At 68.6% G+C, this 26,410-nt stretch carries 22 protein-coding genes; 10 read left to right on the top strand and 12 right to left on the bottom strand.

All coding sequences use genetic code 11. The features are described from left to right. Positions 1 to 42: 42 nt before the first annotated feature. From hpf to mtrA, 5 genes are all read right to left on the bottom strand, one after another. A complete protein-coding gene (gene hpf, locus M3C25_RS02830) occupies positions 43 to 732 on the bottom strand; it encodes a ribosome hibernation-promoting factor, HPF/YfiA family (protein ID WP_102162870.1) in 690 nt (229 codons plus the stop codon). A 68-nt stretch (positions 733 to 800) separates the two neighbouring features. After that, positions 801 to 1,553, bottom strand: a complete 753-nt coding sequence (locus M3C25_RS02835; protein WP_259854971.1) for a ComF family protein — start codon at positions 1,551 to 1,553, stop codon at positions 801 to 803. 72 nt (positions 1,554 to 1,625) lie between these two features. Beyond that, a complete protein-coding gene (locus M3C25_RS02840) occupies positions 1,626 to 3,320 on the bottom strand; it encodes an LpqB family beta-propeller domain-containing protein (protein WP_259854972.1) in 1,695 nt (564 codons plus the stop codon). Then, positions 3,307 to 4,974 (bottom strand): MtrAB system histidine kinase MtrB, encoded by a 1,668-nt coding sequence (gene mtrB, locus M3C25_RS02845; RefSeq protein WP_259854977.1) that lies wholly within the window; start codon positions 4,972 to 4,974, stop codon positions 3,307 to 3,309. The genes M3C25_RS02840 and mtrB overlap by 14 nt, the downstream gene beginning before the upstream one ends. A gap of 50 nt (positions 4,975 to 5,024) precedes the next feature. Next, positions 5,025 to 5,705, bottom strand: coding sequence for an MtrAB system response regulator MtrA (mtrA, locus tag M3C25_RS02850; protein ID WP_102162867.1), 681 nt, complete (start codon positions 5,703 to 5,705; stop codon positions 5,025 to 5,027). A 213-nt stretch (positions 5,706 to 5,918) separates the two neighbouring features. Between mtrA and M3C25_RS02855 the strand changes: the two genes are divergently transcribed. From M3C25_RS02855 to M3C25_RS02875, 5 genes are read left to right on the top strand one after another with little or no spacing between them, the layout of a single operon-like run. Beyond that, complete coding sequence (locus M3C25_RS02855) at positions 5,919 to 7,034, top strand: hypothetical protein (RefSeq protein WP_259854983.1); 1,116 nt, start codon at positions 5,919 to 5,921, stop codon at positions 7,032 to 7,034. Then, the gene (locus M3C25_RS02860; protein WP_259854985.1) at positions 7,031 to 7,723 is read left to right on the top strand and encodes a DUF4129 domain-containing protein; all 693 of its coding nucleotides are present in this window, start codon (positions 7,031 to 7,033) and stop codon (positions 7,721 to 7,723) included. Before M3C25_RS02855 ends, M3C25_RS02860 begins: the two co-directional genes overlap by 4 nt. Then, positions 7,720 to 8,964, top strand: a complete 1,245-nt coding sequence (locus M3C25_RS02865; protein ID WP_259854986.1) for a DUF4350 domain-containing protein — start codon at positions 7,720 to 7,722, stop codon at positions 8,962 to 8,964. The genes M3C25_RS02860 and M3C25_RS02865 overlap by 4 nt, the downstream gene beginning before the upstream one ends. Then, complete coding sequence (locus M3C25_RS02870) at positions 8,961 to 10,301, top strand: AAA family ATPase (protein WP_311200487.1); 1,341 nt, start codon at positions 8,961 to 8,963, stop codon at positions 10,299 to 10,301. Before M3C25_RS02865 ends, M3C25_RS02870 begins: the two co-directional genes overlap by 4 nt. Beyond that, complete coding sequence (locus M3C25_RS02875; RefSeq protein WP_259854988.1) at positions 10,298 to 11,590, top strand: DUF58 domain-containing protein; 1,293 nt, start codon at positions 10,298 to 10,300, stop codon at positions 11,588 to 11,590. Before M3C25_RS02870 ends, M3C25_RS02875 begins: the two co-directional genes overlap by 4 nt. Positions 11,591 to 11,632: 42 nt before the next feature. Here the strand turns inward: M3C25_RS02875 and M3C25_RS02880 are convergent, their stop codons facing one another. Next, positions 11,633 to 12,631, bottom strand: a complete 999-nt coding sequence (locus M3C25_RS02880) for a stage II sporulation protein M (protein WP_259854990.1) — start codon at positions 12,629 to 12,631, stop codon at positions 11,633 to 11,635. Positions 12,632 to 12,884: 253 nt separating this feature from the next. Here M3C25_RS02880 and M3C25_RS02885 point away from each other — a divergent pair, with 253 nt between their 5' ends. Further along, positions 12,885 to 14,465 carry an HNH endonuclease signature motif containing protein gene (locus tag M3C25_RS02885; protein ID WP_170274753.1) on the top strand — a complete coding sequence of 527 codons (1,581 nt, stop codon included), beginning with the start codon at positions 12,885 to 12,887 and terminating at the stop codon, positions 14,463 to 14,465. A gap of 206 nt (positions 14,466 to 14,671) precedes the next feature. Beyond that, positions 14,672 to 15,592, top strand: coding sequence for an RDD family protein (locus M3C25_RS02890; protein ID WP_259854992.1), 921 nt, complete (start codon positions 14,672 to 14,674; stop codon positions 15,590 to 15,592). On the opposite strand, the gene ahcY is transcribed toward M3C25_RS02890, so the two are convergent. From ahcY to M3C25_RS02905, 3 genes are read right to left on the bottom strand one after another with little or no spacing between them, the layout of a single operon-like run. Next, positions 15,586 to 17,037, bottom strand: coding sequence for an adenosylhomocysteinase (gene ahcY, locus M3C25_RS02895; protein ID WP_102162859.1), 1,452 nt, complete (start codon positions 17,035 to 17,037; stop codon positions 15,586 to 15,588). The genes M3C25_RS02890 and ahcY overlap by 7 nt on opposite strands. A 15-nt stretch (positions 17,038 to 17,052) precedes the next feature. Next, a complete protein-coding gene (locus M3C25_RS02900; RefSeq protein WP_259854994.1) occupies positions 17,053 to 18,486 on the bottom strand; it encodes a phosphohexomutase domain-containing protein in 1,434 nt (477 codons plus the stop codon). Continuing rightward, positions 18,486 to 18,818 carry a DUF3499 domain-containing protein gene (locus M3C25_RS02905; RefSeq protein ID WP_165883309.1) on the bottom strand — a complete coding sequence of 111 codons (333 nt, stop codon included), beginning with the start codon at positions 18,816 to 18,818 and terminating at the stop codon, positions 18,486 to 18,488. Before M3C25_RS02905 ends, M3C25_RS02900 begins: the two co-directional genes overlap by 1 nt. Positions 18,819 to 18,843: 25 nt before the next feature. Here M3C25_RS02905 and M3C25_RS02910 point away from each other — a divergent pair, with 25 nt between their 5' ends. Beyond that, positions 18,844 to 19,230, top strand: coding sequence for a metallopeptidase family protein (locus tag M3C25_RS02910; protein ID WP_259854995.1), 387 nt, complete (start codon positions 18,844 to 18,846; stop codon positions 19,228 to 19,230). 3 nt (positions 19,231 to 19,233) lie between these two features. On the opposite strand, the gene M3C25_RS02915 is transcribed toward M3C25_RS02910, so the two are convergent. Genes M3C25_RS02915 through M3C25_RS13100 form a run of 3 tightly spaced genes read right to left on the bottom strand, consistent with a single transcriptional unit; the run spans position 19,234 to position 24,238 of the window. Continuing rightward, entirely contained in the window at positions 19,234 to 20,688 is a 1,455-nt protein-coding gene (locus M3C25_RS02915; protein ID WP_259854997.1) for a DUF5719 family protein, read from the bottom strand. Further along, complete coding sequence (locus tag M3C25_RS02920; RefSeq protein ID WP_259855000.1) at positions 20,685 to 23,771, bottom strand: glycosyltransferase family protein; 3,087 nt, start codon at positions 23,769 to 23,771, stop codon at positions 20,685 to 20,687. The genes M3C25_RS02915 and M3C25_RS02920 overlap by 4 nt, the downstream gene beginning before the upstream one ends. Then, on the bottom strand, positions 23,768 to 24,238 hold the full coding sequence (locus M3C25_RS13100) for a WhiB family transcriptional regulator (RefSeq protein WP_311200488.1): 471 nt from the start codon (positions 24,236 to 24,238) through the stop codon (positions 23,768 to 23,770). The genes M3C25_RS02920 and M3C25_RS13100 overlap by 4 nt, the downstream gene beginning before the upstream one ends. 325 nt (positions 24,239 to 24,563) lie before the next feature. Between M3C25_RS13100 and M3C25_RS02930 the strand changes: the two genes are divergently transcribed. Together M3C25_RS02930 and M3C25_RS02935 are read left to right on the top strand one after the other, a co-directional pair. Then, positions 24,564 to 25,748: a coenzyme F420-0:L-glutamate ligase gene (locus tag M3C25_RS02930; protein WP_259855001.1), complete on the top strand. Its 1,185-nt coding sequence runs from the start codon at positions 24,564 to 24,566 to the stop codon at positions 25,746 to 25,748. Between the two features lie 15 nt (positions 25,749 to 25,763). Beyond that, on the top strand, positions 25,764 to 26,408 hold the full coding sequence (locus tag M3C25_RS02935) for a TIGR03089 family protein (RefSeq protein WP_259855003.1): 645 nt from the start codon (positions 25,764 to 25,766) through the stop codon (positions 26,406 to 26,408). Positions 26,409 to 26,410: the final 2 nt, after the last annotated feature.

A 26,410-nucleotide genomic window follows, 5' to 3' on the forward strand; every position in this document is an offset into this window, starting at 1 on the left:
GCTGAGTGTCGGAACCCTCATCGGGGTCTCAGCTCTGCTCGATCATCCCTCCGCTGCTGCCGGCTGCTCGGCCGGCGCCTCGGCAGTGTCGTTGAGCGACTCGTCGAGGGTGATGACGCCGTAGCTCCAGCCGCGGCGGCGGTAGACGACCGAGGGCTTGGAGGTCTCCTCATCGATGAAGATGTAGAAGTCGTGGCCGACCATCTCCATCCGGTTGAGGGCCTCCTCGATGCCGATCGGGTTGGCGGGGAAGTTCTTCTCGCGCAGCACCACCGGCGAATCGCCTTCGGACTTGATGCGCCCGTTGGTCTTGTCGGTGCTGGGCTGCTCGGTCTGGCTGTCGTCCTCCTGGCTCGGCGCCAGCGGCTCGATGACCTCGAGTTCCGCGAGCGCCTCGGCGGTCGAGGCTTGGCGGTGTCCGCCCTTGCGGGAGACCTTGCGGCGATCGCGCGCCCGGCGCAGACGCTCGAGCAGCTTCGCCCAGGCGAGGTCGAGGGCCGCGTAGCGGTCGGATGCGTGTGCCTCCGCGCGGAGCACCGGGCCCTTGGCGATGACGGTGATCTCAACGCGCTCAGCGGTGTCGGGCTGGCTGGTGTTCGCGTCGTGCGTGGCGACGACCTCAGTGCGCAGGGCGCGCGGCGCCAGCTGCTCGACCTTGGAGACCTTGTCCTCGATATGTGACCGGAAACTGTCGGAGATGGTCGTGTGGCGACCTTTGACGACGATGTCCATGGTGACTTCCTTTACACGTCGGGGAGACGGATCGCTCCGTACCCATCCGAGCGGATGGGGTTACTCCATTACATACCATGTCGGCGCTCGAGGGAACCACTGCCGGGGGCGAGTGCGATCACGGCCGTTCCACATGGCAGGATGCCGCCGGCGCGCAGCGCGCGTGCCGACTCGGCAAGTGTCGCCCCGGTGGTGCAGATGTCGTCGACGAGCACCGTGGTCGTCTGCGACACGGCGTGCCGGGCCCGAGGTGTCAGGCGGGTGTCGAGAGCATGGGAGCCGCGCACGTTGCGGCGTCTGCTGCGCGCACCGAAGCCCACCTGGTCGCGGTGCCGCCTGACGGTCAGCAGCTCGGCGGTGTGCACGCGCAGCCTGTCGGCGGCCAGCAGCTGTGCGGCGGCCGCGCACAGCTGGGCGACGTGGTTGCCGTCGCGTGCCCGGCGGGCCTTCGGTGTGGCAGGGACGGGGACGAGGAGGACGAGCCCGCCGGGTGTCGGGATCTCCTGTAGGCAGGTGATGATCGCCCGGGCCAGCTGCAGGCCGAGCAGCGGGGCGAGGTCCTTCCGGCCGGATTCCTTGAAGGCCACGAGTGCTGCCCGCAGCACCCCAGTGTAGGAGCCTGCGGCGGTGACTGCTGCGGTGCCGTAGCGCGGCAGCGCGGTGATGGTCTCGGTGGCCATGCCGGTCAGGCAGTGCCCGCACACGGAGACGGTGTCGGCCCCGCAGCCCACGCAGGCGCGCGGGATGACGAGCTCGGCGAGCTCATCGGCGGCTGCGGCCGCCCATGCTGTGACCGGGCCCCGTGCCCGAGGTGCGCCCATCGTCCCAGCGTGCCCACCGCCTCGGGCGCGGGCAACGGGGAGACGGCGTTTGTGACCTCAGGTCGGCAGGTATCAGCCGGGTGCTGAGGGGTCGTAGGTCTGGGCGTCGACGAGCTTCTGCCACGAGCCTGCCCCGTAGCTGTAGATCTCGCCGTCGGCGGTGCCGACGCGCACGGAGCGCTGCTCTTCTCCGGAGGTGATCTGGGTGCCGCCCTCGATCGAGCCGAGCGAGGTCGCCGGCCCGGAGACCGGCACGGACAGCGGTTCGACGCTCGTGCCCTGTTCGGCGCCGAGCAGGACGAGGGCGTCGTAGCCGAACCAGGAGAAGTCGGTGATCTTCGAGAAGCCCGTGGCCACCTGCAGGGGCGTTGCCGAGGAGACCCCGGTCGGGGCGCCCTGGGAGTCCCGGGAGATGCCGACGACCTCCAGACGGGTGTCGTCGCCGTCGCTGCTGAGGACTGCCAGGCGGGTGCCGTCGGGTGAGACGCCGATGCTCGTGACCATGCGGCCGCCCAGGAACGGAACCGCCACCTCGGTGAGTGCACCGTTGCGGCTGATCGCCTGGATGCGGCCGTCGGAGGCCGTCTCCGCCGCCCACAGCCAGCCCTCCTTGTCGAAGGACAGATTGGCGTAGCCCTCACCGCGCAGCACCTCCTCGTCATTGGGGCTGTCGGCGAGCAGGCGCCGCACAGCCTTCGCGTCGTCGGCGAGATAGGCGTACATCGACTCATCGAGGGCGATCGCAGGCCGGGCCGCTCCGTCGACGAGCTCCGGGGCCCCGTCGATCGGATCGATGGCGGTGCCGAGAATGCGCACGAGCCTCCGATCGGAGATCGCGATCGGGTTGTCGGAGATGTTGAGCGTGGTGGGCACGTCGGGCAGGGAGCCGAAGTCGAGTTCGCCGCTCGTGCCGGAGACCCGCGCCGCGGTGATCGACCCGACTTCCTTGAGGGTCGTCTGGATCTGCATCGCGATCCGCCCGTTGGTGCGCTCGTCCAGGCCCGAGGCAGTCGCAGACAGTTCGACGCGGGCGACCCCGTCGGAGACGGCGACCGAGCGCGGATCGAGCTGGGTGCCGTCGGGGATCGCGGAGACGACCGCGCCGGTGAGGTAGTCGGCCGGGCCGCCGAGCAGCTCGGTCATGATCTCACTGGCCGTCGCCGGTGAGCGGATGAACCAGCGGGTGTCGGGCACGAGCAGCTCGTAGCCCGGTGAGTAGAAGTACAGCGGGTAGGGCTGGAACAGGGTCGAGAAGTTCACGGCGGTGAGCACCATGCCCGCCGGGGCCTGGGAGATCCGCCATTCGCCGTTGACCTGCCGCAGTGTGAAGTCCATATCGACCTGGGTGCCGCGGGCCGATTCGCGGTAGATGCGGCGGTCGTCGAGCACGCCGCCGACCGGGATCGTCAGCGACACCGACTGCGAGTCGGTGGTGACCTCGCTGGTCACCGAATCCAGTGTGCGCCCAGGCTGCAGCACAGTGACCGAGGACAGCGGGTTCCACTCGCCGGCGAAGCTGTCGGTGAGGTAGGAGCGGGCGACTTCGAAGTTGTTGCTGTAGCCGGCGCCGGCGGCGAGGAACCCGCGGACGATCTCGTTCGGGCTCTGCCCAGGGACCGGCCCGTCGGGATCGATGCGGGACTGGACGTGCGGGTCATCGCCGCTGACGTCGCGGTGGCCGACGGATCCATCCTTGGGGATCGAGGCGCAGCCGGAGATGAGGACGACGGCTGCGAGGATGGCGGCGAGCAGGCTACGCGGTCTCATCGCTGGCCTCCTGGGTCTCGACGACGATCGGGATGCTGCCGGTCTGGATGCGCAGCGAACCGTCCGAGGTGGCCGGTCCTGCCACGAGTGCGGTGCCGCCGACGCGTGCATCGGCCGGCGGCAGCGGCAGCGGCGAGGTGGTGATCGACTGGCCCTCCCGGCGCGGGATCGTGAGCCGGAAGCACGAGCCCTCCCCGACCCGGCCCCAGGCCTGCAGCCAGCCGCCGTGCAGGTGAGCGTCTTCCAGGGAGATCGCCAGGCCCAGCCCGGAGCCGCCGAGCGTGCGGCGGCGAGACGGGTCGGCTCGCCAGAACCGGTCGAAGACGTGCTCGACCTGCTCCTCGGACATGCCCACCCCGTGGTCGCGCACGCTCACGGCCACCGCCTCGGCGTTGGCGGCGACGAACACGTCGATGCGGCGCTGTTCGCCGTGCTCGATGGCGTTGACGATGAGGTTGCGGACCACCCTGTTGATGCGCACCCGGTCGATTTCGGCCATGACGGGCGCGGAGGGAGCGTGGAGGATGATCTCGGTATCGGCGTGATCGGCGACCATCGTCAGCGTGTCGATGACCCCGGAGACCACCTCGCACACATCGGCCGGCTTCGTCACCAGCTGGGCGGCACCGGCATCGTGGCGGGAGATCTCCAGCAGATCATTCAGCAGCGTCTCGAAGCGCTCGACCTGCGAGTTGAGCAGCTCGGCGATGCGGCGATGGGATTCGTCGAGCTCGTCGCGGGACTCGTAGATCACGTCCGATGCCATCTGGATGGTGGTCAGCGGGGTGCGCAGCTCGTGGGACACGTCGGAGACGAACTGGCGCTGCAGCACCGTCAGCTGTTCCATCCGGGTGATCTGGTCCTGCAGCGTGTCGGCCATGTCGTTGAAGCTCTGCGCCAGGGTGGCGAGCTCGTCATTGCCCTGAACCGGCATGCGCTGGTCGAGGTCGCCGTCGGAGAGCTTGCGGGCCACCTCGGAGCCGGTGCGCACCGGGACGACGACGAGCCGGGTGACGATCCACGCGACCGCGCCGACGAGCACCACGAGCACGAGGGCGGCGACGATGAGCACCCGCTGGACGAAGTCGAGCGTGTTCTGCTCCTCCTGCAGGTCGGCGACGACGTAGAGGTCGAACTGGCCGGCAGAGGGCACAGTCACCTGCTGGGCGAGGATGAGGCCCGGTGAGCTGCCGGGCCCGGGCAGTTCGACGGACTGGTAGAGCTGTTCGCCGGCCTGCGCCTGGGACACAGCGTTGCGGAACGCATCCGGCATCGCCGAGGGTGCGATCGCCTCACGCCCAGACATGACCGCGGTCGTCGGCTGGACCTGGGATGAGCGCTCACGCGGTTCCAGCGCGATCGAGCGCAGCGGGGTCGGGGACCGGGAGAGCATCCCGCGCAGCTGGACGTTGAGGCTTTCGGACAGCGCGCTGTCGTCCTCACCTGGGGACAGCGATTCGAGCTCGCCGGCATAGCCGGACATCTGCGTCGAGACCGAGGACAGCTTCGCTTCGAACAGGCCGCGGGAGATCTGCTGGGCCATGAAGCTGCCGACGCCGTAGACGGCGATGATGGTGAGCAGGATGGTGAGCACGACGATGCGCAGCTGCAGCGAGCGGGTGAAAGCCGCTGCGAGGAACCGGTAGATCCTCATGAGGCCGCCCCAGGCGCTCCGGCCCAGTCGCACGGCCGATGCGGAACGACTCACGAAGCCTGGCCCGCCTTGTAGCCGACACCGCGGACGGTGACGACGATGTCGGGCTTCTCCGGATCCTTCTCGATCTTCGAGCGCAGCCGCTGGACGTGGACGTTGACGAGCCGGGTGTCAGCGGCGTGCCGATAGCCCCACACCTCCTCGAGCAGGGTCTCGCGCGAGAACACCTGCCAGGGTTTGCGGGCGAGCGCGACGAGCAGGTCGAACTCCAGCGGGGTCAGCGACACCGGTTTGCCGCCCTTCGTCACGGTGTGCCCGGCGACGTCGATCGAGACGTCGCCGACGTTGAGCACCTCGGGCGCGGAGGGCTCTGACATCCGCAGGCGGGCGCGCACGCGCGCGACGAGCTCCTTGGGCTTGAACGGCTTGGGCACGTAGTCATCGGCACCGGATTCGAGCCCGAGGACGACGTCGACGGTGTCGGACTTGGCGGTGAGCATGATGATCGGCACCCCGGATTCCTCACGGATCTCCCGGCACACCTCGAGGCCGTCTTTGCCGGGCAGCATGAGGTCGAGCAGGATGAGGTCGGGCCTGACGCTGTGGAAGGCCTCCATCGCACCATCGCCGGTGGCGCAGAAGTGCGGGTCGAAGCCCTCGCTCTTGAGCACAATGCCGATCATCTCCGCCAGTGCGGTGTCATCGTCGATTACCAGGATCCGTGCGTTCATAGCACCCATTGTCACCTATCCGGCTGAGAAGTCCGCGCAGGGGGCGGCAGGTGTCGGCAGGTTCACACGGTGAGCCTGCATGACGGGCCCGCGTGGCGCGCCTGCTGGTCCGGCGCCGAGGCGGTGATGCAAGTGAGTGCCCGAATGTCGTCTCGGCACCGGGCACGTGTGCATAGAATGGGGCGTGATCTGACCCCGAACCAGGAGGTGCCGTTGTTCGTCACCGACCGCGCCGCCTGGGACGCACAGACCGATTGGGCGACCGGCCGCTGGCACCCGCGCACTGAGACCCGCACCCGCCCGGCCTGGCAGCCGGCCCCGCAGCCGGGCGTGCTGTCGAAGCGGCCGATGCGCTTCGCCGAGTCGCTCGATGCCGGGTTCCGGCTGCTGCGCTTCAGCCCCGGGGTCTCCGTCGGCACCGCGATGATCGCGCTGACGCTGTTCCTGCTCGCTGTCGGTGCCGCAGTCGCCGGTCTCATCTGGTTCAGCTTCGGCTATGTCGTCGGCATCGCCGGCAACACCGAGGCTGTCGGCGGGCTGTCCTTCCTCATGCAGTTCGGCGCCTCGGCTGTCTCTCTGCTCTCACTGTGCTTCCTGCACTTCCTCTCCGGGCTTCTCTCGATCCCGGCCCGGCAGGCGTTCTTCACACCGCCCGGCGGCCGCGCCGTCGACGCGCGCGGGCGGTCGACGACGACGCTGCGCCGCACCTGGGGGCTGCTGGCCGGCCAGCGGCTGCGTCTGATAGCCGCCACCGCCCTGCTCGGCGGGGCGCACTTCGCGGCTCTGGCGCTGCTGCTCGCTCCCGGAGTGGTCATCGCGGTGTTCACCGCGCAGGCCGTCGTCGGGTTCCTGCTTGCCGGTCTCGGGGCGCTCGGCTGGGTCGTGTTCACGGTCTTCTTCATGGTCCGCACCGCCTTCGTCGGCTGCGCGATCGCGCTGGAGCGGATGACGATCCGGCAGGCCTTCGCCCGCTCCTGGAAGCTCACCGGCCGCCGCTTCTGGGCCACCGCCGGCACACTGCTGCTGTCGTACTACCTGTCTTCGCAGCTCGTTGGCATCATCGTCTTCCCGCTGCTGCTCATCTTCTTCATCGCCGCGCTCATCGTCTCGCTGACCTTCCTCGACTCCACCGATGCCGACACCTTCGCCACCGTGGTGATCGGTGTGCTGACGATCCTCGGGCTCGCTTTCACCGCGGCGGCGACCGCGGTGCTCTACGCCTACCAGTCCGGGGTCATCACCGGCCTGTACTTCGACCGCAGGATGCGCTTCGAAGGCTATGACCTCCTGCTGCTGCGCGAGGCCGAGGAGCTGGATCGCCGCACATGAGCACTCCCCTGACCCCCGATCGCGACGAGGCCCGGCGCTGGGCTGAGAAGAAGCTGTCCGAACCGGAGTACCGCGACGCCGACCTGTCCCCGCTGGAGAAGCTCGGCCGGGCCATCGACCGGTTCTTCGACGGGCTCATCAGCAGCGCTGCCGCGATCGACTCGCCGTGGACGCTGCTCATCATCGCCGCGATCATCGTCGGGCTCGTCGTCCTCGTCATCCGGCGGGTCCGCCGCGGCACCAGCGGCGGTGTCGACCTCGCCGCCTTCGACCCCGCCGAGCGAGCCGAGACGATCGACCCGCAGGCCTTCTGGGATGCCGCCCAGACGGCAGCCGGCAAGGGAGACTACACGCTGGCGGTGCAGAACGGGGTGCGGGCGATCTTCGCCCAGTTCGTTACGCTGAGTCTCATCGACATGACCGCCGCCTCGACCGCCTCGGAGCTGGCCCGCGCGGCCGCTTCTGCCTGCCCGCCGGCCACCGCCGATGCGCATGCCGCCGGTGGGCTGTTCGACGCCGTGACCTTCGGCGAAGCCCAAGCCACAGCCGCTGACTGGCAGGACCTGCTCGCCCGCGCCGAGCGGATCACAGCCGCTACCTCCCAGGCCGTCTCCACGCGGTCCGCCGCCTCGGGAGCCGCCAGCTCGGCCACCGCCTCGGGCGCGGGCAGCGGGGAGGCCGGCGCATGAGCACGAGTCTCGACCTCGCCGTGCGCGGCACGACTGCGCACACCGGGCCGGGCCGGGTCGACCGGCTGCGCAGCGGCACCCGGGCGGCAGCACTGTGGGTCATCGCCGCGGTTGTCATCCTGGTGACCGCGATCGGTGGGTTCTTCCTCTCGATCCTCGATGAGGAGACCGGCGAGCTGCACCCGGAGTCCGTGCAGCCCTCGGGCACGAAGGCGCTCATGGACATCCTGCGCGAGCGCGGCGTCGAGGTCACGGTCACCGAATCCAGGCAGGAGGCGCGCACGGCCGCCGCAGGGGCAGACACCACGGTGCTCTACCTCGACGTTGAGGGCAACGGCGAGACCGAGACGCGCGAAGAGCTCGGCGAGGCGGTGCGCTCCGGCGGCAATTCGCTCGTGCTCGCCGATCCCGGTTATGACGTCGAGGACTTCACCCCAGCACTGCGGATGGCGCCCTATTTCGAGAACGAGGCGCAGAACGAGCTGCTGCAGCCCGGCTGCCAATCCCCGGCAGCCGTGGCCGCCGGGCAGCTGCGCGGCGCCGATGGCTTCTACGCGGCCTCGCCGGGATACGAAGACGCAGTCACCACCTGCTACGCGTTCCCCGGCGTCCCGCCGGATTCGGGTGCCTACGCCCGCGCCGAGGCGGACGGCGCCGATGTCACGGTGCTCGGTGCGCGGGCGTGGATGACGAACGCCGAGCTTGACGAGGAGGGTCATGCCGCGCTCATGCTGCACACCCTCGGCCAGCACAAGAACCTCGTCGTCTACCTGCCGCAGGCCGGCGACCAGCCCTCGGCCGGTGAAGAGGAGCCGCCGAATGCGCTGACCTTCATCCCGCCGTGGTTCGGCGTCGCGCTGCTGTGGCTCATCCCGCTCACCGCCGCACTGCTGTGGTGGCGGGTCCGGCGCTTCGGGCCGCTGGCTGTCGAACGACTGCCGGTCGTCGTCCCGCCGGTTGAGACCGTGCACGGCCGGGCTGCACTCATGCAGCGGGCCGGGGCCCGCACCGCATCGCTGCACTCGCTGCGCACAGCTTCACTGCTGCGCATCGCCGCCCGGCTCGCCCGGCCCTCCCAGGAGCGGCCCGAGCAGCTGTGCGCTGCGATCGCCGCCCACACCGGCCGCGACCTGGCCGAAGTCCGCTACGCCTATCTTGAGGGAGTGCCGGCCAACGACCGGCAGCTCTCAGACATCGCCGTCCTCATCACCGCCATCGAAAGCGAGGTCTCCCCGACATGACCGACACTCCCCACCATCCGCAGCAGCCCGGCCAGCAGCCGGGACAGCCTGCTGGTCCGTTCGGGTCGGGCGGTCAGCCGGGCGGGCCCGGCGTACCGGTCGGCAGCCAGCCCGGTGGTCCGGTCGGCAGCCAGCCGGGGATCCAGCCCGGCCAAGCGCCGCTGCCGCCGCAGCATGCGCCAACCCACGGGCAGATGCCGGGCCAGCTGCATGGCCAGCAGCCCGGCCAGCCGGGGCACGCGTCCGCGCCAGCCCCCGGGCAGCTTCCGGGCCAACCGCACGGACAGGTTCCGGGCCAGCCGCACGGACAGGCGCCCGCCGCCTCGGGCGCGGGACAGCCAGGACTCCATGAGCGGCTGGCGGCCGAGCACCAGCTCGGCGACCGCGACCACGAACTGCGCGAGCGATTCCTCGCCGTCCGCCATGAGGTCGGCAAGGCCGTCGTCGGCCAGCATGAGGCCGTCGACGGGATCCTGCTGGCACTCCTGTGCCACGGGCATGTGCTGCTCGAAGGCGTGCCCGGTGTGGCGAAGACGCTGCTCGTGCGCGCGCTGGCCGAGGCGCTCGAACTGGACTCGACGCGCGTGCAGTTCACCCCCGACCTCATGCCCGGCGACGTCACCGGCTCGATGATCTACGACACCCGCTCAGGCGACTTCGAGTTCCGCGAAGGCCCGGTATTCACCAACCTGCTCATCGCCGACGAGATCAACCGCACCCCGCCGAAGACCCAGTCGGCGCTGCTGGAGGCGATGGAGGAGCGGCAGGTCTCCGTCGACGGGCAGACCCGCCGGCTGCCCCAGCCGTTCCTCGTTGCCGCGACCCAGAACCCGATCGAGCATGACGGCACCTATCCCCTGCCCGAAGCACAGCTCGACCGGTTCCTCTTCAAGCTCATGCTCACGCTGCCCGAGCGCGAGACCGAGCTTGAGATCCTCACCCGCCACGCCCACGGCTTCGACGGCCGGCGCCTGTCCGATGCCGGCATCGAGCGCGTCGCCGATGCTGCGACGATCCTGGAGGCCGGGAAGCGGGTCGGTGACATCTACGTCGATCCCGAGGTGCTCGGTTACATCGTCGACCTCGTGCAGGCCACCCGCAGCGCACCGTCGTTCGCGATGGGCATCTCCCCGCGCGGCGGCACCCGGCTACTGGCCGCAGCCCAGGCGCAGGCGTGGATGTCCGGGCGCGGATTCGTCACCCCCGATGACGTCAAGACGCTCATCTCGCCGGCCTTCCGCCACCGCGTCATGCTGCGGCCGGAGGCGCAGATGGACGGCATCACCGTCGACCAGGTGCTCGCCTCGATCATCGACACCACCCGCGTGCCGCGATGATCGTCACCTGGCGCTTCGTCGTCCTCGTCGCTCTGGCGGCGATCCCGGTCATGGTCTTCCCCAGCTGGGGCACCACCGGCATCGCCTTAGGCTCTGTGCTGCTCGTGGCGTTCCTCGACTGGCTGGTCACCGCTTCGCCTGCGACGATCCGGCTGCAGCGCACCCCCGGCCGGCGCGTGCGGCTGGGCCATGAGACGGACTCGACGCTGACGGTCATCAATGCCGGTAAGCGGGCCGCCAGCCTGCACATCCGCGACGCCTGGCCGCCGTCGGCAGGCGCGCAGGACAACCGTCTGCGGGTTCGGCTGGCAGCCGGTGAGCAGCATGAGCACGTGACACGGCTGGTGCCCACCCGTCGAGGTGAGCTGCCGGCCGATCTCGTGACCGTCCGGGTGGCCTCGCCGCTGCGGCTGTGCTGCCGCCAGCAGTCGGTCGAAGTGCCGGCGGCGATCCGCGTCATGCCGCCGTTCGTCTCCCGCAAGCACCTGCCCTCGAAGCTCGCCCGGCTGCGCGAGCTCGACGGGCGCACCCTGCTCATGACCCGCGGCATGGGCACCGAGTTCGACTCGCTGCGCGAATACGTCCGCGGCGACGACGTCCGCTCAATCGACTGGCGGGCCACCGCCCGCGCCCAGCACCTCATGGTCAAGACATGGCGGCCCGAACGCGACCGCCGGGTCGTCATCGTCCTCGACTCCTCCCGCTTGGCCGCCCGCCGGATGGGCGACGGCACCGCCTTCGACGCAGCGATGGAGGCGGCGATGCTGCTCGGCGCACTGGCCGCCGGCGGCGGTGACCGCGTCGACATCCTCGTCGCCGATGCGCGTGTGCGCCGGCACATCGGCCCGATCTCCGGTTCCGATCCGCTCGGCATCATGACCAACGACCTCGCCGACGTGTTCCCAGAACTCATCGACGCCGACTGGAACGAGATCGTCACCCAGACGCTGCGGCTGAGCACACAGCGCGCCTTCGTCGTCTTCCTCACCGCCCTCGATGAGCGCACCATCGCCCAGGACATGCTCCCGGCCCTGCCCGTGCTGCGCGCCCGGCACCGGCTGGCGATCGCTTCTGTCGCCGATCCCGACCTCGGCGACCTCGCTGCACAGGTCTACTCCCCGGCCCAGGTCTACCGCGCCGCAGCTGCCGAGCACGACCTGCTCACCGCCCGCTCACTCGGTCATGCGCTGTCCGATGCCGGCATCCACACCGTCCACGCGGAACCCGAGGACCTCGCCCCGCAGCTGGCCGACCTCTACATCTCACTCAAGGCCAGCGGCAGGCTCTAGCCAGCCGCCGGCACCGAGGCGCGCCCCGCCTCGGGCGCGGGATCAGCGGTCTGTGGCGACGATGCTGTAGCCGGCCTTGTCCGAGGACACGTCCCCGCTCAGACCGGCCTTGAGCGCTGGGCGGCCGAAGTAGATCGCGTAGGCGAAGATCGCTGCGGTCAGCAGGATGCCGGTGCCCATGCGGATGACGTTGGGCAGCTCAGATGGGGTGATGAAGCCTTCGATGAGCCCGGAGAGGAACAGGTAGATGATGAGGCCGAGCCCGACGGTGATCGTCGTGCGGGCTTCCCGCGCCAAGCGGGTGCGCCGCAGCTCCGGGCCGGGGACGACCCAGGCGACGCAGATGCGCAGGCCGGCAGCGGCGGCGATGAGGATGCCGGTGATCTCGGGGATGCCGTGGGGCAGGATGTAGTAGAAGAAGTCCCCGCCCTTGTCGAACTCGAACATGATCGCCCCGGAGATGCCGACGTTGACGGCGTTGACGATGAGCCCGTAGATGACGTAGATCCCGGTGATGCCCAGGGCCACCCACTGCAGCGCGATCCAGGCGTTGTTCGTCCACACACCGACGGCGAAGACCTCGTTGCGGTGCTCGAAGTAGTACTCCTTGAAGTCGCGTTCGGCCAGCTGGCGGCGCATCTCCTCATCAGCAAGGGCCGGCAGCACGCCGGGCGTGTGGTAGGCCCAGAGGGTCGTGAGCACGGAGATGCCGACGAAGAAGACGAAGGTGAAGACGAAGAACCACCGCAGCCGGTAGAGCGCGGCCGGCAGCGAGATGGTGAAGAACCGCGCGAGCGCCCCGCCTGCCCCGGTCGGCACGCCCGTGAGCTGGGTGCGCGAGCGGTGCACGATGTTCGACAGCCGTACCGAGATCTCCGAGTCCGGGGCGACCGTCTGGATGCGCGAGAGGTCCTTCGACGCCGCCCGGTACAGGCGCAGGAACTCCTCAGCCTCATGGGGACTGAGGGTGTTCTTCTTCGCCAGGCGCGACAGGCGCTCCCATTCGCCAGCGTGGCGTTCGGCGACGAGTGCGGGGTCCATAGGATCCCAGCATAACCGCAAGTGAGGGGTGCCTCCGGCGGGCAGGCCGCAGGCCGTGCCCGAGGTGGTGGTTGCGGTGGTGCTCGCGGGAAGGGATGTCAGTGGGTGCTGGCAGACTGAGATTAGATTCGAAGCAGGCATATGTTTATGTGAGTTTCATGTGAACGCAGTCGAAACTATTGTTCCAGCATATCGAACACACTTAGACTTAAAACAACAAAGATCACGGTAGATCACAAGGGAGGTGGCCGCGATGCTCGTGGAAGAACAGGTCATCACGACCCGCCGCAACGATACAGTGGTCGACACGTCTGATTTCGCTGACTGCCTCTACCGGCTGAAATCCACCAACCGGGACATCGACGACCGCCGCATGACTGGGCTTGGATTCCTCTTTGATGCTTTCCTCGCCCGTGCGGCTTCCGATTCACCAGAGGATGTCTCCCTGCAGGTCGATGCGGTCCGTGAGCTCGCGGCTGACCCGCGTGCGCTCGGCCGCCCGGACCGTGACGGCACGGACTTTAAGAACGAGGCCGAGCAGCGCCGGAACGCCTACGCCTGGCTTGTTGAACGGACAGCGTCGACGTCGCTGATGCACATGGCAGACGCACTCGATACCACCGTGAAGCATGTTCGCTCCCGTGTGCAGGTCGCTGCAGCAGGACTCGTCGGGCTGCCAGCCTTCACGTCCCTAGCTAGAGCCGGGGTCATCGGCTACGACAGGTATCTTCACGGCGCCCGGCGCGCCACGAGTCTGGAGCCTGAGCATCTGGCGGACTTCGATGCCGGGCTTGTCCGGATCCGGGTGTCGGATATGACGACGTTCAAACGAGCAGTCACGCAACTGATTTCCACACTCGTTACGCGCGAGGAACGCGCGAAAGAAGTCCGGGATCGCCGCACCGTTGAGACCTACTACGAGCCGCACGGGTTGGGGATCCTCATCGCCCGCGGCCCATCCCACCAGATCGCGCTCTTAGAAGCGCGGTTGGCTGGCATGGCCCGCAGCGTCATCAAGGGCCTCGGCGCACCACTTGGGGTGCCCGAAGGACGCGAGATCGTGGACGACCGGGGGATGGGTGAGCTGATGTTCGACTTCCTCACCGGCTCCCAACCTGCAGGCACGCTGACCACACAGCCCACCGACAGTGACTCCACGATTGTCGAGGCTGCCAATCCAGCCGGTATTGACGTCGACGCGACCGCTGAGAAGATCGCCGAGACTCTTGCTGAGACCGGTGTTCAGTGCCCGGTCGATAGCGAGTGGCTCAAGCGCCAAGCTCGCATCACCATCACGGTCCCGGCACTGACCCTGCTCGACAAGAACACCGACGAGGAAGACGATGCTGCACGTGTTCCGGGGATGGTCAATGGTCACCCGATCTCACCCGAGACCGCCCGCCAGCTCACCGGTACGGGGCATCCGACGGTCTACCGGATTCTGACCGACCCGACCGACGGCACTGTCCTCGATCACGCGGCCGAAACGTACACGATCCCGGAGAAGATGCGGATCGCTCTCGTGGAGAAGTGGCAGTTCTGCACTCTGCCTGGTTGTGATCGCTCCGCCGTGAAAGCAGAGCTCGATCACATCGAACCGTTCAATCATGAAGACCCTGGACGAGGTGGACCCACCTCAATGGCAAACCTCCACCCGTTGTGCCGGCAGCATCATCAGATGAAAACCGAAGACAGACTCAGAGTCACCCGCAGTCCCGACACTGGGATGCTGACCTGGACACTGCCCGGCGGACACCAACTCCAAGCAAGGCCACCGACGAATCCCATCGGACAGGCACACGCCCAACAGCTCCTGAATCTCACCACTGACTAGACCACACCGCCGCCACCGACTTACCCGAAACGATTCTCAGTCGTTTCTCTACCAGCGCTGCCTGCAGCACCACCGCAGTGACAGAACGATGTTTGATAACTCCATAGTGCCCGGCTCTACTCATGAGTGCTCCCACAAGTGAATCCTGTTGGCGGTGACCGGACCGGTCACTGGCTGGGCGTGCCCACCTGTGCCAGGATGATTGCGTGAGCTCACTTGTGACCGGCGAGGCGATCGCCCTAGACATTCGCCCAGCATCGCTGGCGATGCGCGCCGTGTCGTGTGCCATCGACTACGTCATCATCACGGTGCTCTATATCGCCGTCCTGGTCTCAGCCACGTGGTTGATAGAAGAACTCATGATCAGCGAACCCCTGATCTTCCGGACCGTTATTCTGCTGCTGTCAGTCTTCTGCCTGCTCATCGTCCCGTTCACCGTCGAGATCCTCACCCGTGGCAGGTCGATCGGAAAGCTCATCTGCGGTCTGCGCATCGTACGAGACGACGGCGGAGCGATCAGCGCACGGCATTCGTTCCTGCGTGCAATGCTCTACGGATTCGAGATCTTCGGCACCGCTGCTGGACTCGCCGCACTCGTCGGCCTGCTCTCACCGCAGTCGAAACGCCTCGGTGACTACCTGGCAGGAACCATTGCTGTCAACGAACGTGCGAAGATGCCGCCCATCGCCCAGATCCACGTACCGCCACGGCTCCATGCCTGGGCACGCAGTGCGGATATCTCTGCGATCCCCAACGGCTTGTACTACCGCATCACCCAGTTCCTCATCTCGGCACACCTGCGCGAACCCGAGTCGCGCTGGGACCGTGCCGTCGAGTTGGCCGAGGAGCTCAACCCCTACATCGCCCCTGCTCCCCCAGAGGGCACTCTGCCCGAGGAGTTCCTCGCAGCCGTCGTCGGGTGCACCCGCGCTGAGCACGCTCGGCAGATGGAGAAGACCGCTCGCACAGCCCAGCGCTTCCAGCAGCGCGTCGGCCAGCTGCCCTTCGGCCTGTCGCTCGACGCCCCACGCCCGGAGACTCACCAGCCTGGACCGGCGGCACACACGACAGGGGCTGGCCGCCAGCAGCGACCAGCCCCGTCTGTGTATTCGCAGATGACTCAGTAGCGGTAGTGCTCGGGCTTATACGGCCCTGCCACGTCGACGCCGATGTACTCGGCCTGTTCCTTCGTCAGTTCGCTCAGGTGAGCGCCGAGAGCCGGCAGATGCAGTCGCGCGACCTTCTCATCGAGTTCCTTCGCCAGCCGGTGCACACCGGCTGGGTAGTCCTCGTGCGAGGTGAACAGCTCGATCTGGGCCATCACCTGGTTCGTGAACGAGGCACTCATGACGAATGACGGGTGCCCGGTCGCGTTGCCGAGGTTGAGCAGGCGTCCCTCGGAGAGCACGATGAACGACGTCTCATTCCGATCCAGACCGGCCTCAGCCGGCACCGGCACCGTCCATTCGTGGACCTGCGGCTTGATCTCGACGACCTCGACTCCGGACTGGCGGCGCATTGCCGCCAGGTCGATCTCGTCGTCGAAGTGCCCGACGTTGCCGACGATGGCACCCGGCTTGAGAAGCGCGAGGTGCTCGGCGGTGATGACCTTCGTATTGCCCGTCGTGGTGATGATGAAGTCTGCTGAGGAGATCGCGTCCTCGGTGCGCACGACCTCGTAGCCGTCCATGGCAGCCTGTAGTGCGCAGATCGGGTCGATCTCGGTGATCTGCACCCGGGCGCCCTGCCCGCGCATCGCCTCGGCAGCGCCCTTGCCGACGTCGCCGTAGCCGATGATGAGCGCGACCTTGCCGCCGATGAGCACGTCAGTGGCGCGGTTGATGCCATCAGGCAGGGAATGGCGGATGCCGTAGCGGTTGTCGAACTTCGACTTCGTGACCGCGTCGTTGACGTTGATCGCCGGGAACTTCAGGTCACCAGCTGCAGCCATCCGGTACAGCCGGTTGACACCGGTCGTCGTCTCCTCGCTGACGCCGAGCATCTGCTCGCTCATCTTCGTGAACCGCTGCGCGTCTTCGGCAAGCGACTGGCGCACCCGGTCGAGGAAGACATGCTTCTCCTCCGGATCGTCCTCCCCTGCCTCCGGCGCACCCCCGGCGGCTTCTGCACGGGCGCCTTCGATGAGCAGCATCGTGGCGTCGCCACCGTCATCGAGAATGAGGTTCGGGCCGTCGGCGAACCGGAAGATCTGGTCGGTGCACCACCAGTATTCCTCCAGCGTCTCGCCCTTCCACGCGAACACCGGCACACCGTTGGGCGCCTCCGGGGTGCCGTCCCCGACGACCACGGCGGCAGCCGCCTCGTCCTGAGTGGAGAAGATGTTGCACGACGCCCAGCGCACATCAGCACCGAGCGCGGTGAGCGTCTCGATGAGGACCGCCGTCTGCACGGTCATATGCAGGGAACCGGCGATTCGCGCACCGGCCAGCGGCTGCGCGGCACCGTACTCCTCGCGCAGGGCCATGAGTCCGGGCATCTCCCGTTCGGCCAGGCGGATCTGATGGCGGCCGGCTTCGGCCAGGGACAGGTCTGCGATGCGGTGGTCGAGCATGGAGATTCCTCTCGGCTATCGGCGGATGAGTTCCAGAGCTGTGGACACGAGCTGATCGGTGCGCTCCTGCGTCGGCGCCTCGCAGTTGAGGCGCACGAGCGGTTCGGTGTTAGACGGCCGGACGTTGCACCACGCCTCGGGCATCTCGATCATGACCCCGTCGAGGTCATCGACCTGGCATTCGCCGAACACGCCCTCGAAGGCGGCCTGCCGGATCCGGGCGAGCGCCGCCTCGGGGTCGTCGACAACGGAATTGATCTCCCCGGAGGCGACGTACGGGTTCCATTCGGCGACGAGCTCGCTCAGCGGCTGGGTCGTCTCGGCCAGCGCCGCGATGACGTGGCAGGCGGCAAGGATTCCGGAATCAGCGCCGTAGAAGTCGCGGAAGTAGTAGTGCGCGGAGTGCTCGCAGGCGAACACGGCATCGTGCTGGCGCATGAGCTGCTTGATCCGCGAGTGACCCACCGGCGTGCGCACGGCCTGTCCGTCGGCGGCGGTGATCGCCTCGGGCACGGCGCGTGAGGTGATGAGGTTGTGCAGCACGACCGGGGTCTCCTCGCCGCGCTCGGTGCGGGCTCGGCTGATCTCGCGGACGGCCACAAGCGCGCCGATCGCAGACGCCGAGACTGCCTCACCGTGTTCGTCGATGAAGAAGCAGCGGTCGGCATCACCGTCGAAGGCAAGGCCCAGGTCAGCGTCGTGGCCGACGACTGCAGCCTGCACATCGCGCAGATTCGCCGGGTCGAGCGGGTTCGCCTCGTGGTTGGGGAAGGTGCCGTCGAGCTCCGTGTAGAGCCCGATGACGTCGATCGGGGCAGCCGCCAGCCCAGCTCCGGTGCCGAACACCTCGGGCAGCAGCTTGCCAGCCATCCCGTTGCCGCAGTCGGCGACGATCCGCAGCGGCCGGTCGATCGCCTCAATCCCGGTGAGCGACCGGATCCGGCGGGCGAAGGCCTCAGCGAGTTCGCTGGCGGCCGTGCCCGAGGCGACGGGCACCTGCCCAGTCGTCTCACCTGGGTGCTCAGGCGCTTCGAGGGCGAGCAGGCGGATGGCGTCGAGTCCGGAATCACGGGAGATCCCGGCGGCGGCCGGGCCGCAGATCTTGATGCCGTTCCAGTCAGCAGGATTGTGACTCGCCGTGACCATGAGGCCAGGGGCATTCCAGTGCCCGGAGGCGAAGTACAGCTGGTCCGTCGACGTCATGCCCAGCCGTGTGGCCTCGAACCCGGCGGCTTCGACCCCGGCGGCCAGCGCCTCGGCGAACCGCGGGGAGTCCGGGCGCGTATCGCAGCCGATCACGACCCGGCTGCTGCCGTGCTCGCGGTGCATGACGTGAGCTGTCGCCCAGCCGATGGCGAAGACGACGTCTTCGTCGAGGTCGACGCCGATCCGGCCACGGATGTCGTAGGCCTTGACGGCGCGCGAAAGCTGTGCGGCTCGGGTCGTCATCAGTCTCCGTTTCCGATCACACGCAGATGCCCGTGGGTGCGCCCCTCGGGCTCCGGCTTGGGTTTGGCGGCCTCGCGCACGGCGTCGGCGATCGCAAGCAGGTCATCGCGGCTGCGCTCCGGGGTCTCCTCCCCCTGCCCGAGGCGGATGAGCTGCCAGCCGACGGGTGCGGTCAGCCTCTCGGCGTGCATGCTGCACAGATCGTGGGCTCCCGGCTGGGCGTGCATGGACAGCGGACCGATGACAATACACGCATCAGCGTGGACGTATGTCAGCGTCCACGCTGCTGAACGGTTGCAGTTCATCTTCGAGCACAGTCTCACTCCAGGCACGCCACGAGTCTAATACAATCGCGGTATGCCAGCCCGCCGCCTCCCCCGGGACCGTCACGGCCGTGGCGTGCGCGGTGAGCTGTTCCTCGCCGAGGTGCCGGCCAAGCGCACCCGCGCCCAGCGCTTCGCCGCGCTGGCCGCCCGCATCTTCGAGCAGATCCGGCTGCGCGCCGACGGCGATCTCTCCGAGGTGCGCCTGGCTGTCGACCAGGTCCCGCCGCCCTCACGCCAGGTGGAGCTCGGCCGGGTGTTTCCGGCTCGGCGCGACCGCCCGGCCACGATCGTCATCTACCGGCTGCCGGTCGTCAGCCGGTGCCAGGACTTCGAGGAGCTCAACGAACTCGTCGCCGAGGTGCTCGCCGAGCAGGCCTCAGTGCTGTGCGGCCGCCACCCCGACGATCTGCTGCCCTGACGTTCAGTCCGTCAGCCGGATGTTGCGATAGCCGATGCCCGACGGCGCATCGGGCACGGTCAGCGCGCTGATGCCCCGACCGGTCAGGGCCACACCGGCGGCGAAGGCGCTGACATCGGCAGGCGTTTCGATGATGACCGCAGCGGTGTCGTCGCCGAGCAGCTCGGCGGGGTTGACCTCGGTGGCCCGGTCGCCGGACAGGTCGACAGGGAACTGCCCGGTCGCTGAGCCGTCACTGCGCAGGCCAACGACCCCGAGCGTGCCCTCACCGGGGCCGAACAGCATCGTCGCGCCGGTATTCTCCGGCAGCATGAGCAGCTGACGCGAATTCAGCTTGTCAACCGCTGGGAACACCGCGAAGTCAGCTCCGCCGTCTCCGTCGCGGGTGACCTCGACGGCGGCGGTGACCCGGTCTCCGGCAGTGATCGTCAAGGCGGCGGGCGGGATCTCGCCGATGTCGAGGGTGACGGTGCCGTGTGCCGGGATCGAGGTGCCCGAGCGGGCCAGATCGACCGGCCCGTCGACGCCGACAGCGCTGACATCGACGCTGACCGGCTCGCCGTTCGGGTTGCTCAGACGCAGCCGTGCCGGTCCCCCGACGGCCACGGGCAGGTACACCTCGCGCGCCGGGTCGGCCACCGGCCCGCTCATCTCGATGCCCTCGGCGGTGAGCCCGGAGCGCTTGGCATGCTGCAGGACCGCGCCGATGAGCCCGCCGTCAGCACTCACCGTCAGGCCCACCTCGGGCTCCTCAGCAGCGATCGCACCGAGCTGGATGACCCGCTGCTCGCGCGGCTGCAGGCTCACGGTCGCATCACCGCCGATGTCGATCGGGCCGTGCGCGCCGGTCGCCTCGGTCGTCGCGGTGATCGTCGTCTCGCCTGGGTTGGTGAGCACGAGGCGCACATCGTCGGTCGCCGAGGCACCGGAGGTCGCGAACCGGGCGTGGGTGGCCGGGCGGACGCATTCGAGGGCTGCGACCCCAGCCCAGTCGCCGTCATCGGCGCGGGTCACCTGCACCGCGGAGACGAGAGCAGGGTTCTCACCCTCGGCCACACCGGTGACGGTCGTCGGAGCCTGCTGCTCGTCGGCACCGGAGACGAATCCGTTGGTCGTCCCGACCGTGTAGTTGTCTTCGCCGCCGAGCGTCCGGGATTCGACTCCTGCGGCGAGGATCGTCGAGTCCGGGGCCTGGGTCAGCGCCGAGGCGGTGCGCACGGTCGGGGTCGGGACCTCGCTGGTCTGGAACTCCTCATCGGTGCCGGCAGCATCGTCTTCGGTCTTGAACGGCCCGGGGCACATCGACACGGTGTCGGTGGCTGGCAGCCGCACCTGCTCGGCCCCGCGCGGCACGGATCCGCCGGCCAGCGGCTGCAGGTACCCGGTCACCGCGATCATGAGGCCCGGCAGCCCGATCGCGGTGAAGGTGAGCACGGAGCGCAGGTTGCGGCGGTTCATGCGCTGACCCTTTCGTCGGTCCGGTGTTCGGCCGTGCCCGAGGCGGTGGTCGCCGGCCGTGGGGCGGTGCGGGCACGCGACCGGTTGCCGAAGGGGATTGCGACGAGCACGGACACGAAGACGAGCACCCAGCCGATGCCCACGCCGATCGCGTACTGCGGGTAGGTGTAGCTGATGGTCACCGTCGATGCCTCGTCGGGCAGCTGATAGGCGGCCTGCCAGCTCGGCGCGCCGGTGCGGGCCTCCTCGCGCACGGCGTCCTGACCGTTGATCTGCACGCGGGCCAGTCCGGCTCGCTCTGCGAGGATGAGGGTGCGCTGGCCGGCGCCTGCCGGGATTTCTCCGCGGCCGTCGACGATCTCGACGGGGCTGAGGCTGCCGTCATCGGCGACGACGGAGGCTGAGGACAGCGGTGATCCGTCGGGCACCACCTGGTAGAGCAGCCCCTGATCGGTGGCCCCGAGGCGGGTGAGACCTGGGGAGACGGCAACGGTCTGGGCCAGTTCGCTGGCCCCGGATCCGCGGATGACGACGAAGCCGATGCCGAGCTGGTCGAGCGCGGTGCGGGTGTCGTCTCCGCTGCCGCTGGTGAGCCGGCCGATGACGCGGGCGAGTGCGATGTCGGCGTCGTCGATGGCGACAGGACGGCGGTCGAAGGGGTGGCCGCTGATGCTGCGCGCTTCGTGCATCGTCGAGGTGGTGAGGATGGTGTTCGACTCCGGGGTGACGAGCTGTCCGTAGAGCTGGTCGTCATCCGATTGCAGGATGAGGGTCTGCTGGCCGAGCGCACCGGTGTGGCGTTCGGCGGCGAAGGCCGGCAGCGGCGAGGCGGTGGTGCGGTGGATCGGGGTGCCGACGAGCAGGGACTGCAGCGTGAAGGCGGTGATCATGAGCAGTGCGCCGGCTGGGATGAGGCCGCGCAGCGCGTAGTTGCGCACCCGGGAGCCGCGGTCGAAGGCCACCGGCCACAGCGCGGCGGCGGTGAAGCCGCAGAAGCCCAGGCCGATGAGCAGCATCGAGTCGCCGGTGAAGGAGGCGACGAGTCCGTCGGCGGTGAGTTGTCCTTCGAGTGCAGCCTGGACGATCGCGCCGGCGAGTCCTGCGGAGTAGCAGACGACGGCCAGACCGAGGACGGCGAGGCTGTTGCGCACCCGCAGGGCTGCGAGCACGAGAGCGGCGAGCAGCGGCAGCAGCAGGGCGGCGAGCACCCACGGCACGGCAGCTGCGGGCAGCCAGTTCTCCAGGACGCCCAGCTGCGGGCGGGTGGCCCAGCCGAGAGCGAGCTGGAAGCTGTGCGGCTGGGCGTAGTCGAGGACTCGGCCGGGGTTGGTCAGCAGCGCATCGGGCTGGCGGATGGCGGCGATGAGCCACGGCCAGGACAGGCCGATGCCGGGCAGCAGCGCCCAGATGAAGCTGGTCGACCGGTAGAGGATCATGACCGCGATGACGACGATGATGATCGGGACGATGAGGAAGGGTGAGCCTGCCATGATGACGGCGAAGGCGAGCCCGCAGGCTGCGGCTGCGGCGACCGACCGGTAGTGGATCGAGCGGTCGAGTGCCCACAGTGCGGCCGGGGCGACAATCCAGGACAGCACGGTGCCGACGCGGCCGCCGTGCAAGGAGATGAGGAAGGCGGGCTGGGCGATCCAGATGAGGGCCAGCAGAGCCCGCAGTCCGGCGGCGGGCACGACGCGGCCAGCACACAGGTACATGATGGTCGCTGCCAGCGGCAGGGCGAGCAGCCAGAGGCTGCGCAGCATGAGGTCGAGGCTGCCGCCGAAGGGCAGACTGAGGATCGCCAGCACGCTCAGCAGCGGATCGGCTGGCGTCGAGCTGCCGAGGCCGAGTTCGAGGACCGGTGAGAAGATCCTGGTGACGACCTCGGCGAAGGGTACGTCGAGGCGGGCCCAGGCGCCGCCGGTGATCGCGCCGGGGCCGATGAGCCGGTAGAACATGAGCGCGCTGGCAATCGAGCTGACGACGATGATGACGACGAGCGGGTGGAAGAGCAGGCTGCGCTTGGTGCGGGTGTCGATGCCGGAGAACTCGGCGAGGTCGCCGGCGGTGTTGAGCGCGCCGTCTTCGCGCAGGTGGTCGGCTGCGACCTCGCCGCCGACTCCGGCGAGTTCGCGCCGGGCCGAGCGCAGGTCGTGTTTGCTGGCGTAGACGCTGGCCGGCAGGCTGCCTCCGGTGCGGTAGCGGCGCAGCCGGCGGGTGGCGTGGGCGTCCTGCGGCAGCGCCCAGGCGGCGCCGAGCCACCAGGAGGCTTCATCGGGTGAGTTGGCGAGTAGGTTGCCGAGTGCTTTGAGAACAGCGAGCAGCGTGAGTTTGAGCTGCATGATGCTCGAGCGGCCGCGGGTGGCGGTCGCCAGCCGGTAGCGGTGCTCGTGGCGGACGATGTGCTTGTGCGGCAGCGGGCGCGGGGACGAGTAGTAGCGGCCGATTCCCTCGGTCGGGATGGCGATGCGGGCTTGGGGAACGACTTCGACGCGGTGGCCAGCTCGGCGCAGCCGGTCGCAGTATTCGATGCCGCGGTAGCTCACCGACAGGGTCTCAGAGGGCACACCGAGCTGGCGGACGACGGCGGCGGCGACGAGCATGCCGGGTTCGTCGACGGCGAAGACGTCCTCGCGGCGGTTGTGCTGTCCGGCGTCCTCCTCACCGGGGCTGACCGGTGAGTAGCGGGCGCCATCAGCGGTGGTCGTCACGCCGACGGAGACGAGGTCACCGTCGGCAGACAGGATCTTCGGACCGACGACGGCCAGTGTGTCGGCGGCGCTGAGCCGGGTGTGCAGCTGGGTGAGGCAGTCGGGTTCCGGAAGGGAGTCAGGGGAAAGGAACCAGACGTAGTCAGCGCGCTCGAGGTCCGGGGAGGACACCAGTTCGGCTGCGGTGAGGGTCTCGCCCGCCGGCAGTTCGGGATTCCGCCGGCGCCGGCGGGCGAGCTTCTGCGCTGTCCGAGAGTCGTCGAGCAGCGCCACCGAGGTGATCTGAGGGAAATGGCGCCGCAGTGCTGTCAGCCAGGCTCGGCTGACGGTGTGGCCGCCAGTGCGGATGACGGCCGCAACACTGAAACTCACACGACCCGCTTCTTCAGTCGCCGCCGTTCGCGTTCGGACAGCCCGCCCCAGATGCCGAAGCGCTCGTCGTTCTGCAGCGCGTACTCGAGGCATTCGGAGCGGACCTCGCAGGAGGCGCAGACCTTCTTCGCTTCGCGCGTCGAGCCGCCCTTCTCAGGGAAGAACGCCTCGGGATCGGTCTGGGCGCACAGCGCCTGGTCCTGCCAGCTCAGCGCAGTCTCGTCGGCGTCGCCGAGCAGCAGCGACAGCGGTGAGACGGCCGCCAGACTCTCCGACTGCGTCGGCTCACCCGGCACTGGGCTCAGGTCGAGTGGATCGAGCTGGAGCGGATCCGGAACAATGGTCGGAGTGGCGCGGGTCGGATCGACGAACCAGTCTTCGGCGGTTCGCGCGGTCACACCCGGTGCGGAGACGGCCGGCTGCAATGCCGGCTGCTCTTGTCTCGCGTAGTTGCGTGCAGTAGTCACGGTCTTCCCCTTTCGCTTGCCGGATGCCGTGAAGCGCTGGAGAACCTCAGTGCCGTTCCCCTGCTTCTGTACGGTCATCCGGCCTTCCCGTACCTAAAATTACACGCGTGTCATTACCTATTAGTCAAGCGCCTGTTTGGTATTCAAAGGACCCAGCCGCAGCCCATTCGAACGGGTGTTCCAACCCAGAGTGCCCTTTATCACTACATATGGCGCCCGTGGCATGCACTGACCACAACTGGTGCCATTCTGTGATCTCTGCGGTTTTCCTCGCCACACCTGTTGGCGCGGGCACCGCTGAGGGCAAGGTGACATGATGGAGGCTATGAACGGCCCCGCACCAACCCCGCCGCCCTCCAGCCGGCTGCTGACCGCCTACGCGATCCCCGGCATCCGTCAGATCTCACCCGGTGACGACCTGGCCGTCGAGATCTCCTGGGCGATCGCAAACAACCGCATCCAGATCAAGGACGGCGACATCCTCGTCATCGCCTCGAAGCTCGTCGCCAAGGCCGACGGGCTCATCCGCACCGCAGCAGACCGCACGGAGTTCGAACGCCTCGTCACCGAGCATTCGACCGGGACTGTGGCCGCGCGGACCTTTCACACTGCCCGAGGCCCTGCGACCGTGGCGATCACCCGCACCCCGATCGGCACCGTGCAGGCCGCCGGCGGGCTCGATCGTTCGAACACCGGCACCCGGGACGGTGCAGGCGGTGGTGGCACTGTGCTGCTGCAGCCGGCTGATCCGGATGCGGCGGCTGAGAAGCTGCGGGCGAAGCTTTCACGCGAGCTGGGCGCGACGCTCGGCATTGTCATCTCCGATTCGACCTCCCGGCCGTGGCGGGCAGGCGTGGCCGACATCGCCATCGGCGCGGCCGGAATCGAAGTGCTCGATGACCAGCGCGGGCGGCTCGATGACTCCGGGCGGCGGCAGGGCGTGACGGTGCGGGCGATCGCCGATGAGATCGCCGCTGCTGCCGACCTCGTCAAGGGCGCCGCGCGCGGCCTGCCGGCTGCCGTCGTGCGCGGCATGGGTGCACATGTGCGTGCAGACGGGGGAAGCGCTCGGGAGCTGGGCCGGGAGTTCGTCGAGGACTGGTTCCGCTACGGTCACGTGGAGGCCGTCCACCGGTCACTCGGCTGCCAGCGCCTCGACGTCGCACCGGCCTCGGCTGACGGTGATGACGACATCCTCACGAAGGTCTCGCGTGCCCTGGCGGTCGTGCGCCGCGGTGCGGCCCGCACCCCCGGCCAGTCGGCGTGGCGGATGCGCGTCGCAGGCTCCGGCGGACAGATCCTCATCTCCCCTGCCGACTCCCCAGCACGGTCGAGCGCCGGCGGGCACCCTCTCATCGAAGCGACCCTCGGCCTCGGCGCACTCGTCGACCGCCTGCAGTCCGCACTGTGGTGCGAGGACCTGCAGGCCAGCACCCAGTACACCTGGGCTGACAACGGCTCCCCGACCGGTGCGAGACTCTCGATCGAACTCGCCCACCCGCAGCCCTGAGAAGAAAAGGACCCCATGCAGCAGCTCATCGACGCACTTTCCTCTCGCCGCTACCCGGTGCTCACCTACCTGCCGGAAAGCAGTGAGCGGCTGGAACTCACCGGCACGGTGGTGGCGAACTGGGTGTACAAGACTACGAGCCTGTTCGCCGAGGCGGGAGTCGGCCAGGATCTGGGTGTCGGGATTGTGCTCGACGAGACCGGTCCCCTGCACTGGCGGGCACTGGCGGCGATGCTGGCCGCCTTCGGACTCGATGCGCCGGTGGCGCTGCTCAGCGCGGATTCGGAGCCGCCCGAGGCGGAATGGGTCGCGTTTGCTGATGAATCGCATGCCGCAGATGAGATCACCACTGAGGCAGATGAGGTCTTCGTCTACGCGGCACCGGCACTTGCGCTGGCAGCCGAGGCGCCGGAGGGCTGCATCGACTTCAACTCCGAGGTCCGGGCCCACCCCGACGTGTGCCCGATCCCCGGCACCCAGATCAGCCTGACACTGCCCGGCGGCGAGCAGGTGGCGAGCGACAGCCGGGAGGTGCCCACCGCCTCGGGAACGGAGCTTGAGACCACCGGAATCCCGGTGGATGGTGAGGAGCTGGCAGCAGTGCTTGCGGCGCTGGTGGCGGGGACGGTGACGCTGAGCGGACCTGCCGTCTCGATGTGATC

It is taken from the genome of Brevibacterium luteolum, assembly GCF_025147615.1.
GTDB classification, from domain to species: Bacteria; Actinomycetota; Actinomycetes; order Actinomycetales; family Brevibacteriaceae; genus Brevibacterium; species Brevibacterium luteolum.